10 protein-coding genes and 2 tRNA genes are annotated in these 9435 nt (G+C 51.7%); 5 read left to right on the top strand and 7 right to left on the bottom strand.

Annotated elements, in window-relative coordinates:
* Positions 1-141 precede the first annotated feature (141 nt).
* From nadR to serB, 3 genes are all read right to left on the bottom strand, one after another.
* On the bottom strand, positions 142-1380 hold the full coding sequence (nadR, locus tag QRY16_RS17440; protein ID WP_289777492.1) for a multifunctional transcriptional regulator/nicotinamide-nucleotide adenylyltransferase/ribosylnicotinamide kinase NadR: 1239 nt from the start codon (positions 1378-1380) through the stop codon (positions 142-144).
* A gap of 97 nt (positions 1381-1477) precedes the next feature.
* Entirely contained in the window at positions 1478-2860 is a 1383-nt protein-coding gene (gene radA, locus QRY16_RS17435; RefSeq protein ID WP_289777491.1) for a DNA repair protein RadA, read from the bottom strand.
* A gap of 13 nt (positions 2861-2873) precedes the next feature.
* The gene (gene serB, locus QRY16_RS17430) at positions 2874-3851 is read right to left on the bottom strand and encodes a phosphoserine phosphatase (protein WP_289777490.1); all 978 of its coding nucleotides are present in this window, start codon (positions 3849-3851) and stop codon (positions 2874-2876) included.
* Between the two features lie 107 nt (positions 3852-3958).
* On the opposite strand from serB, the gene QRY16_RS17425 reads away from it, so the two are divergent.
* A complete protein-coding gene (locus tag QRY16_RS17425; RefSeq protein WP_289777489.1) occupies positions 3959-4630 on the top strand; it encodes a YtjB family periplasmic protein in 672 nt (223 codons plus the stop codon).
* Between the two features lie 110 nt (positions 4631-4740).
* Here QRY16_RS17425 and yjjG read toward each other — a convergent pair whose 3' ends face one another.
* From yjjG to QRY16_RS17410, 3 genes are read right to left on the bottom strand one after another with little or no spacing between them, the layout of a single operon-like run.
* Positions 4741-5421, bottom strand: a complete 681-nt coding sequence (gene yjjG / locus QRY16_RS17420) for a pyrimidine 5'-nucleotidase (protein WP_289777488.1) — start codon at positions 5419-5421, stop codon at positions 4741-4743.
* Between the two features lie 18 nt (positions 5422-5439).
* Entirely contained in the window at positions 5440-5880 is a 441-nt protein-coding gene (gene rimI / locus QRY16_RS17415; RefSeq protein ID WP_193403889.1) for a ribosomal protein S18-alanine N-acetyltransferase, read from the bottom strand.
* Positions 5852-6262, bottom strand: coding sequence for a DNA polymerase III subunit psi (locus QRY16_RS17410; protein WP_289777487.1), 411 nt, complete (start codon positions 6260-6262; stop codon positions 5852-5854). Before QRY16_RS17410 ends, rimI begins: the two co-directional genes overlap by 29 nt.
* A gap of 106 nt (positions 6263-6368) precedes the next feature.
* Here QRY16_RS17410 and rsmC point away from each other — a divergent pair, with 106 nt between their 5' ends.
* From rsmC to QRY16_RS17395, 3 genes are all read left to right on the top strand, one after another.
* Entirely contained in the window at positions 6369-7400 is a 1032-nt protein-coding gene (rsmC, locus tag QRY16_RS17405; protein WP_289777486.1) for a 16S rRNA (guanine(1207)-N(2))-methyltransferase RsmC, read from the top strand.
* 153 nt (positions 7401-7553) lie between these two features.
* Positions 7554-7640 (top strand) — tRNA-Leu (locus tag QRY16_RS17400).
* Positions 7641-7671: 31 nt separating this feature from the next.
* Positions 7672-7758, top strand: a tRNA-Leu gene (locus QRY16_RS17395).
* Positions 7759-7803: 45 nt separating this feature from the next.
* Here the strand turns inward: QRY16_RS17395 and QRY16_RS17390 are convergent.
* Positions 7804-8088 (bottom strand): DUF1435 domain-containing protein, encoded by a 285-nt coding sequence (locus tag QRY16_RS17390; protein ID WP_289777485.1) that lies wholly within the window; start codon positions 8086-8088, stop codon positions 7804-7806.
* A gap of 227 nt (positions 8089-8315) precedes the next feature.
* Between QRY16_RS17390 and QRY16_RS17385 the strand changes: the two genes are divergently transcribed.
* Complete coding sequence (locus tag QRY16_RS17385; RefSeq protein WP_289777484.1) at positions 8316-9413, top strand: GGDEF domain-containing protein; 1098 nt, start codon at positions 8316-8318, stop codon at positions 9411-9413.
* Positions 9414-9435: the final 22 nt, after the last annotated feature.

Genomic DNA, 9435 nt, shown 5'->3' with positions numbered 1-9435 from the left:
ACGCCAATGGCCACGTTACTTGATGGAAAACGGGTCTGGGCAGAAAAGAATCTGAACCAGATTTAATCTGACAGACACCTGTATAAATAACCGGTAACTGTCAGATCAGGTCTGAGCTAGTACAAATAATTGCCCCTCGGATCACTGTCCGCTTTTCTCTCCCAGCATGCCTTTCACCAGCTCAATGCAGCGCAGAAAACGCGTGTCGTAATCGTCTTCTTTCACATGAATAAACTCAATATTGTTCTCACGTAGCATGGTCACCAGCATGGATTGAAACTCGCGACGATCCACCGAACTGCCAAGGCTGCGTAACCCGTCAGCCACCCAGGGCACATTGTTTTCCAGCAAGATCACTAAATCGAAGCGATATTCATCGACTAATGCCTGAACGAACGGATGCTCGCGTCCTTCGTACTTCAGACAAAACGCCTGAGTAGTCACAAAATCGGTATCAATAAAGGCGACTTTATTCGCGTACTTCACGGCAAAATCGATATATTGCGCCTGGCCCAGCGCGATCTTGTCGTAATCAGAATATTGCAGCGCCATTTCATCACCGCCCAGATGGGAAAAGACATAATCACGGCCATATTCCCAGGCGCTGGTGGTATTAAAAATATTGGCAAGCTTGTTCACCAGCGTTGATTTACCGCTGGATTCGCCGCCCAAAATCGCTACGGTACGCACAAAAAACGGTTTAACTTCCGTTGGGATATATTCCCAGAAACGGAACGGATCCTGGCGAATTTGCGCACCGCTGATGCTCATAAATGATCGTTTAGGATCGACAAGCACCGTTGGGATGCCAAGGTGTTGTTGGTACATTTCCGCGTCGGGCGCTTCGCTGGTGTAAATGCAGTCGGGCGCAATGCCATGTTCACCAAGAAATGTTTTTACGCCTTCGCTCCATACATCCCAGCCATGCGGATACGGTTCAATGCCCTCTTCATTGAATGCATGGATGCGGATATTTTTCTGATACTTAAACGTTTGTAACAACCAGCGCAAACGGTCGCTGATGGTCGGCTGCTGTGACATAGCGCTGTTTTCGAACAACTCGCGATCGCGCAACTCGTCATAGCCCATGATGATATGCAGTTCATCCACCTGACTACAGGCACGCTGGATCAGATAAATATGGCCGGTATGAAGAGGATAGAATTTGCCGAAGACCACGCCAACGGTTTTATCCCGTCGTGGAAATTCCAGACCCAGGAAACGGTGTAGAGCTTCTAACTTTTGCGCGCTGGGGCTTTTGATTTTGGCATTAAGCAGTTGGCTCAAATAACCTTTAGTCATGCCGCTGGCATCCGCAACCTGTTGCAGCGTGTGGCCCTGCTGGCGAATGGCCGTTTTTAGATAGTCAAACGACGACATGTCGTGCCTCCTGCGTGATTAACAATTGGGCAAGCAAACTGGCTCTCCTGGCACGCTCCACATTGCCGGTGCAGCCAGGAGGGGATAACCATCGCGCTTACAGTTCGTCCAGAATTGCCAGCGCATCCGCCAGCTTTTTCGCACTGTAAACCTTCATTCCATCGATCGGTTTTTTCGGCGCGTTTCCAGCCGGTACAATGGCACGCTTAAAGCCGTGTTTTGCCGCCTCCGAAATGCGTTCCTGACCGCTCGGCACCGGACGGATTTCACCCGCTAATCCAACTTCACCAAAAATCACTAAATCCTGCGGCAAAGGCCGATCGCGCAAGCTAGACACCATCGCCAGCATTAAGGCCAGATCCGCACTGGTTTCAGTGACTTTTACGCCGCCAACCACGTTAACAAAGACGTCCTGATCCGACATCTGCAACCCGCCGTGACGATGCAGCACCGCCAGCAAAATCGCCAGGCGATTCTGTTCAAGACCCACCGCTACACGACGTGGATTGCCCATCATTGAGTGATCCACCAGCGCCTGTATCTCTACCAGCAACGGACGCGTCCCTTCCCACACCACCATGACGGAGCTGCCCGATGTCACCTCATCGCCGCGCGACAAAAAGATGGCGGAGGGATTGCTCACTTCACGCATTCCCTGTTCAGTCATGGCAAAGACGCCCAGCTCATTTACGGCACCGAAGCGGTTTTTATGGCTACGCAGCGTGCGAAAACGTGAATCCGCATCGCCATCCAGCAGGACTGAGCAATCGATACAGTGCTCCAGTACTTTAGGGCCAGCCAGCGAACCGTCTTTGGTAACGTGACCCACCATGATGATGGCGACATCACGCGTTTTGGCGAAGCGCGTCAGGTAAGCAGCGGTTTCGCGGACCTGCGCCACGCTACCTGGCGATGACTGAATATCAGCCATATGCATTACCTGAATGGAGTCGATCACCATCAGCTGGGGCTTTTCCTGTTCGGCGATCAGGCAGATTTGCTCAATGCTGGTTTCCGACAGCATATTCATATTTTCTGTCGGTAATCCCAGACGATGGGCGCGCATCGCGACCTGTTGCAGCGACTCTTCGCCCGTGACGTACAGCGTTTTCATCGCTCCCGCCAGTTTGCACATCACCTGTAACAGCAGCGTCGATTTTCCTGCGCCCGGATTCCCGCCTATTAAGATGGCGCTGCCTGGCACGACGCCGCCACCTAATACGCGGTCGAACTCTTTGAAAGTGGTCGAGAAACGCGGTAACGCTTCCAGACTGATTTCAGACAGTTTTTGTACCCGGCCTGGGCCTGCGCTGCCCGCATAGCCGCTTAAACGCTCATTGCGCGCTGCCGCTGGCGAGGCGGCGATACGCACCTCAGTGATGGTATTCCAGGCGTGACAGGCGCTACACTGCCCCTGCCAGCGTGGATAATCTGCGCCGCATTCATTACAGACAAATGCGCGTTTTGCCGCTTTGGCCAAATCAATACCTCTGTTAACGCTCTTCGTGAATAAGACTGCCGCTGAGGATGCAGAACACGCCCAGCAAATCGGCATGGCGAATGGTAACGTGCGTCTGCTCATTCACCTTAGGTTTAGCATGATAAGCAATGCCCAGTGCTGAGGCTTTAATCATCGGCAGGTCATTTGCGCCGTCGCCAACCGCCACGGTTTGTTCGGGGGCAATATCAAAACGCTGCACCAGCTTTTTCAGCGTGTCAGCTTTATATTGTGCATCAACAATCGGACCCGTTACTTCACCGGTCAGTTTGCCGTCGCGAATTTCCAGTTCGTTCGCGACGATAGCCGCCAGATGCAGCTTATCGCGTAGATATTCGGCGTAATAAGTGAAGCCGCCGGACGCAATGGCCACCTGCCAGCCAAGCGCTTGCAGTTTTTGCACCAGCGTGGTTAAGCCCGGCATTAACGGCAGTTCGTCACGCACCTGTTTCAGAATATTGGCATCAGCATCTTTTAATGTGGCGACACGCTGACGCAGGCTGGCAGTAAAGTCGAGTTCACCACGCATGGCGCGCTCAGTGACAGCCGCAACCAAATCACCACTGCCCGCCAGTTTGGCGATCTCATCGATACATTCGATTTGAATGGCGGTGGAGTCCATGTCCATGACCAACAGACCGGGCGTTTTCAGATGCGGAATTTTGCCTAACGGGGCCACATCCAGTCCGGCATTATGTGCCAGTTGACTGGCGAACGGCGTCAGCGAGCCCGCCAGGCGAATCACCTGATACTCATCCACGTTCCAGGCACTGACGATCACCATCGCAGCACCGAGTTGATGCTGATAATCGGTCAGTCGTTGTTTATCCAGTCCGCGACCGTAAAGTAACCAGCCAGTACGACCCGCGCGGTAATCCAGCGGCATCACTTCATCGCCGCTGAGGGAAAGGGGCAACCCCGGCCAGAGTGAGACATCGGCGGGCAGATCGCACCAGGTAAGACGATTTGGCATTAGAGCTCCTGTAGGCACAACAAAACCACGCAAGAGGCTACCTTGTCTGCGCCGCTTCTGGCAACATAATCTCCAGGCTTTCTGTTGTGACGTGACACGGGTTAGTGATGGCTAAAATTGCATTGAAATTTCGCTTACATCGCACGGTGATTGTACTTATCTCGATGGCGCTGTTAGTTGTCCTGATGCAAGGCGCGTCCTGGTTCAGTCTTGGTCATCAGATGGCGCGCTCAGAACAGGTAGAGGAGCTGGCGCATACGCTGACGAATCAGGTGGCATTTAGTTTGCAACCATTAATGGACAATAGCGAAGATAATCGCAGCAAGATCGAAGGCATTCTCAATCAGATGACTTCAAACAGCCGCATTCTTGATGCGTCGGTTTACGACGACGACGGCAGTTTGGTCGCGCACAGCGGCGAAAATATTAGTGTTCGCGATCGCCTGGCGCTCGACGGCAAACGCGCCGGCAGCTATTTCAATCATCAAATCGTCCAGCCGCTCGGCAATAGCGACGGTCCGCTCGGCTTTCTGCGCGTCACGCTGGATACGCATGTGCTGGTAACCGAATCGCGTCAGGTTGATAACACCACCAATATTTTGCGTCTGATGATGCTGCTGGCGCTAGCTATTGGCATCATTCTTACCCGGACTTTACTGCGCGATCGCCGCACCCGCTGGCAACAATCCCCGTTTTTACTGACGGCCAGCACGCCAGTGAAAGAGGATGAGGACGAAAATGTCGTGGCTGGCGAAGAGAAAAAACGTCTGGATATATAGGATCAAATCCACAATCCGGCTTGCCGTCCGTCTGGCAATGAAACCAGAAGCTTCAAATACTCACACCATCCTTTGTATTAAGCGGGAGTGTGAGTAATTGGGTTACAGCGTTAAGACTTAAGGATGGCTTCCAGTTCAGAGAGGGTCTTGACCTGCCAGGTGGGAGTAATATGCGCAGGCAGCGGGCGCGTACCGTGATCCAGCCAGCATGTCTTCATGCCAGCATTCATGCCGCCCAGAATATCGGATTCCGGCGTGTCGCCCACCATCAATACGCGCTCACGATGTGGATGACCTAATAATGTAAGCGCATGATCAAAAATCTTCACATCCGGTTTGGGCACGCCAACTTGTTCAGAAATTACAAGCGCATCGAAGTAATCACGGAAACCCGTCCGCTCCAGTCGGGTTTGTTGTAGCGCAGTGAAACCGTTAGTAATAATCCCCATTTTGACCTTACCGTGCAGCAGGTTCATCAGGCTGACCGCACCTTCCAGCGGCGTACAGATTTCGGCCATCGCTGAGAGAAAACCGCTGTTGAGGATCTCAGGCGAAATACTGAGTTTTTCACTCCAGCTGTTGAAGCGGCGGGTTTGCAGCTGCAACGCGGAGAGGGTGCCGTTCTGGTAATCGACCCATAGTGGCTTATTAACTGACTGATAATCAGCGTAATCCTGATCGGTAAAATGGACATCGTAACCGGCGAACAGCCGCTGCAACCCGGCGTAAGCATCAAAATGAAAAAGGGTATCGTCGGCATCAAACAGGATACAATCCCAGTTTTCTATCATTAGAACTCCTTTAAACCCTTACAGCGTCAGCGCCATGATTAGCGCATCTTCACGCCCGCTGGCGGTAGGGTAATAGTTGGGGCGACGGCTGACCTGATTGAATTCCAGCTGTTCATATAGCGCGATAGCGGGCAGGTTTGAGGCGCGAACTTCCAGCCAAAGCGTCATAACCTCACGCTGAATCAGTTGATCGATTAAATATTGCAGCAACTGGCGACCTAAACCCCGCCGTTGATACGCGGGATCGACCGCAATGTTGAACAACGAGGCTTCATCCAGCACCACCTGGGTAATGGCGAAAGCGGCTAACTTGCCGTCTACTTCAAGCCGGAGATTTAAAAAACGTTCGCCTTGATTGCTGGCAAAAGTTTGCTCACTCCAGGGAAAAGCATGGCTGCGGCGTTCAATGTTCAATGCCTGCGTCAGATCGTCAGGGGTGAGGAAAGAGATGGCTGTCATGGTTACACATTTGTTGCCAGAGTGCGCGCCTGGCTGCGCCACTGCTGATCAGTTCATTGAGGGAGGCGCTCGATAACGCGACGCCATTAAACGGTTGCTCACTTTCAACACCGAGCAACCAGCCTGCGCAATCCAGCGTTTCCGGCAACATTTGCAGCTGCTCCGGCGTCACCATCATCACCTGCGAGCTTTGCAAATGAAGCGTATGCAGCACGTCACGAATCAGCGGCTCCTGTAAGCCAGGCGGCGTTTCAGTCACAATCACTAAGCGCGTATCCGCTGCCAGCGTGACGGCAATTTCGCCCTGCAGTACGCGCGGACGGCGCAGTTGATACTGCATAATCCCCATTTGCTGTAAAAGCCAGTCGCGTCTGGACGTCATGGTGTTACCTGCTCCGCTGCCTGAATGCGACGCTATGCTAGCAAACCCATCGAACATGCGCCAACAAAGCACTATAATCGCCGCTCAGATCTTACAGGAGCTTTACATGTCTGCTTTTACCCCGGCCAGCGAAGTGATTTTGCGCCACAGTGATGAATTTACCGCCCGCCACGTGCTGTTTGCTGGCGATTTGCAGGATGACCTGCCCGCTCAGCTGGAGACCGCTTCATCGCGCGTGCATACCCAGCAATATCATCACTGGCAAAACCTGAGCCGCCGCATGGGCGAGCAGGCGCGTTATGGGCTGGTCGCCCAGGCAGAAGATGTGCAGGGCTGCGATACGCTGGTGTATTTTTGGACTAAAAACAAGCCGGAAGTACAATTTCAGCTGCAAAATCTGCTGTCGCTGTTGCCGGAAGGCTGCGAAGTATTCGTGGTAGGAGAGAACCGCAGCGGCGTGCGTAGCGCCGAAGGCATGCTGGAAAAGTGGGTCAAACTTGAGAAGATCGACAGTGCGCGCCGTTGTGGTCTGTATCATGGTCGTCTGGAGGCGCAGCCCGCGTTTGACGTCAACGCGTTTGGCAATACGTATCAACTCAACGATCTCACCGTCCATACCTTGCCAGGCGTATTCAGTCGTGATGGCCTGGATGCAGGCAGCGCGCTGCTGATGTCAACCCTGACGCCGCATACCAAAGGTAAAGTGCTGGACATCGGCTGCGGCGCCGGGGTGATTGCCGCTTCTCTGCCTGGCCATTCGCCAAAAGTGCGTCTGTGGTTATGCGATGTGCATGCTGCTGCGATTGAAGCCAGTAAAGCTACGCTGGCGGCGAATGGGCTTGAAGGTGAAGTATTTGCCAGCAACGTTTTCTCTGATGTCACGGGCCGCTTCGATCTTATTATTTCCAATCCGCCTTTCCATGAAGGGGTACAAACCAGTCTGGATGCCGCGCAGACCTTGATTCGCGGCGCGGTGAAGCATCTGAACAGCGGGGGTGAGTTACGTATCGTTGCGAACGCCTTCCTGCCCTACCCGCAGGTCCTGGACGAAACGTTTGGCAGTCATGAAGTGCTGGCGCAAACCGGTCGCTTTAAGGTCTATCGTGCCGTCTACGGACGGGGAGCGAAAGCGCGTTAATTACCTGTTATTGCGTTATCTTTCTCTTCGCGGCGTGAAAACGTTGTTTTTTACAGCGATTGTTTCGTCACCGCGAAATATCAGTTGACGCAATGCGTAAAACCTCTAAAATGCGCCTCCGTGGTTGTAATACTGCCAAAGTATTACGGGTATGCGAAGGTGGCGGAATTGGTAGACGCGCTAGCTTCAGGTGTTAGTGTCCTAACGGACGTGAGGGTTCAAGTCCCTCTCTTCGCACCAAAATCACAGATTTCATATCGCACAGCACTGAGCGAAGGTGGCGGAATTGGTAGACGCGCTAGCTTCAGGTGTTAGTGTCTTAACGGACGTGAGGGTTCAAGTCCCTCTCTTCGCACCAACGTTATCCTGCTTCCCCTTCTTTACAACACGCCAAAACAATCAATCACGATGCGTGAAAATTCACCGCAACTGTCGCTAATCCGCAGGCTAATGCCAGGCATGATGGCAACAACAAAAAGTGACGCAGGCGGTGATTAAACAACATCACTATCGTCAACAGCAGTGCCACAATCATGACTATGCGCCACTGGCTAAAGCTGGGTTCCCACAGGGCAAATAATGGCAATGCGGCGCACGGTAACAAAACGCCCCATGCGCTATCCAGTTTTTTCCCCATCATCCCGCTGACTCCCCACAAGCCGCAAGCGGCAATAATTGCTATCACCATCACCATTCCTCAAATGATAATCATTTACATTATCATATGATAAGTTTTCTCATTGTGCAGCCTGTTTTTGTGTTGCCCAACGGGTCAAGATGACAGACCAGTTGGAAAATGCTAGATTGCGGTCAATAACTCTCCACATAACACAGCAATAATTTGCTCATTGTTCGACACCGAATATTTTTGTCGGCTTGCGCTTTGATATTTCAGAGCCATCACGAGTATTAATAATGAAAATAGAATCTTATGATGCATTGAAACACAGCAAATATCGGCTTTCGCTGATGCTTTTATTGTTTTTAAATGTCGCCGCTTCTCTATTTTGTCTGGTGCCGATGTCAGGAGAAGCAGAAAATGAAATTACTTTGCCGGCTCTCTTTGTCGCCTTTTTTAGCGCAATCTCATTAACCAGTTGTTTAATAAAGACTAAACTAAAATTACCACTATTAAATCCTGTTGCGCTCATTCTCGGTTTGCTCTGGGCATGGCACATTAATTATCGCTATCACGCCGTTATTTACTTTGATGGCAGCTTTTTAATTATCAGCCTGTTAAGCATATTTTTTATCAGTGCGATTGCCTTAAGCGATTATCTGGTGGCGTTCTGCCTGCATATCGCCCCGCCGGTTTTAACCGTGCTATGGCTGGACGACGGTGAGCATTTCGTCATGATTTTATTGACTATCGCGCTGCCGCTCATTGGTTTCTCTTTGCAACACTTGATGCGCCGCCGCGCCGATCGCTTCACGCTGCGATTGATGTATCAACTGTATGAAGAGAAAGAGACGTTTAGCGATCTCAGCATGCTCGATCCTCTGACCGGCTTGTATAACCGACGCGGCCTGAAGAACCGCCTCGACAACATTCTGAATAACCACACAGGCAGCCATTACGTGCTGTTGTTGGATATAGATCACTTCAAAGCCTACAACGATAATTATGGTCATGCGATGGGCGATCAGGCGCTGGCACGGGTATCGGTTGCAATTCGTGATGCAGTACGCTCGCGCGATGTAGTGACGCGTTATGGCGGCGAAGAGTTTCTGGTATTAATGACAAACGTTAATGCTTCAATTGCTATGAAACTGGCAGAAAGGATCCGCAAATACGTTGTGGATTTAGAAATTCCCCACCGCTTTAACGAACGGGTTTCTACCCACGTCACTATTAGCGCCGGTATTGCGCCTATTTACGATAATGAATTTGAGCAGGCGGTTGCGAATGCCGATCGTGCATTGTATGTCGCGAAAAGCCAGGGAAGGAATACCATTCTCGCCTGGGAGGATTTACCAAAAGCGAATGTCATCTCTTCAAGCGAAGCACATTAATTCATGCGGTAGTAGTGGGCGA

Source organism: Mixta mediterraneensis, from assembly GCF_030283135.1.
GTDB lineage: Bacteria > Pseudomonadota > Gammaproteobacteria > Enterobacterales > Enterobacteriaceae > Pantoea > Pantoea mediterraneensis.
Note: the sequence above shows the minus strand (reverse complement) of the source record. Positions and strands in the feature narration are given on the sequence as shown.

Coding starts and splice junctions, on each gene's coding strand:
- nadR (WP_289777492.1), bottom strand. CDS start 1,380: ATGTCGTCGTTTGACTATCTAAAAACGGCCATTCGCCAGCAGGGCCAC.
- serB (WP_289777490.1), bottom strand. CDS start 3,851: ATGCCAAATCGTCTTACCTGGTGCGATCTGCCCGCCGATGTCTCACTC.
- QRY16_RS17425 (WP_289777489.1), top strand. CDS start 3,959: ATGGCTAAAATTGCATTGAAATTTCGCTTACATCGCACGGTGATTGTA.
- yjjG (WP_289777488.1), bottom strand. CDS start 5,421: ATGATAGAAAACTGGGATTGTATCCTGTTTGATGCCGACGATACCCTT.
- rimI (WP_193403889.1), bottom strand. CDS start 5,880: ATGACAGCCATCTCTTTCCTCACCCCTGACGATCTGACGCAGGCATTG.
- QRY16_RS17410 (WP_289777487.1), bottom strand. CDS start 6,262: ATGACGTCCAGACGCGACTGGCTTTTACAGCAAATGGGGATTATGCAG.
- rsmC (WP_289777486.1), top strand. CDS start 6,369: ATGTCTGCTTTTACCCCGGCCAGCGAAGTGATTTTGCGCCACAGTGAT.
- QRY16_RS17390 (WP_289777485.1), bottom strand. CDS start 8,088: ATGGTGATAGCAATTATTGCCGCTTGCGGCTTGTGGGGAGTCAGCGGG.
- QRY16_RS17385 (WP_289777484.1), top strand. CDS start 8,316: ATGAAAATAGAATCTTATGATGCATTGAAACACAGCAAATATCGGCTT.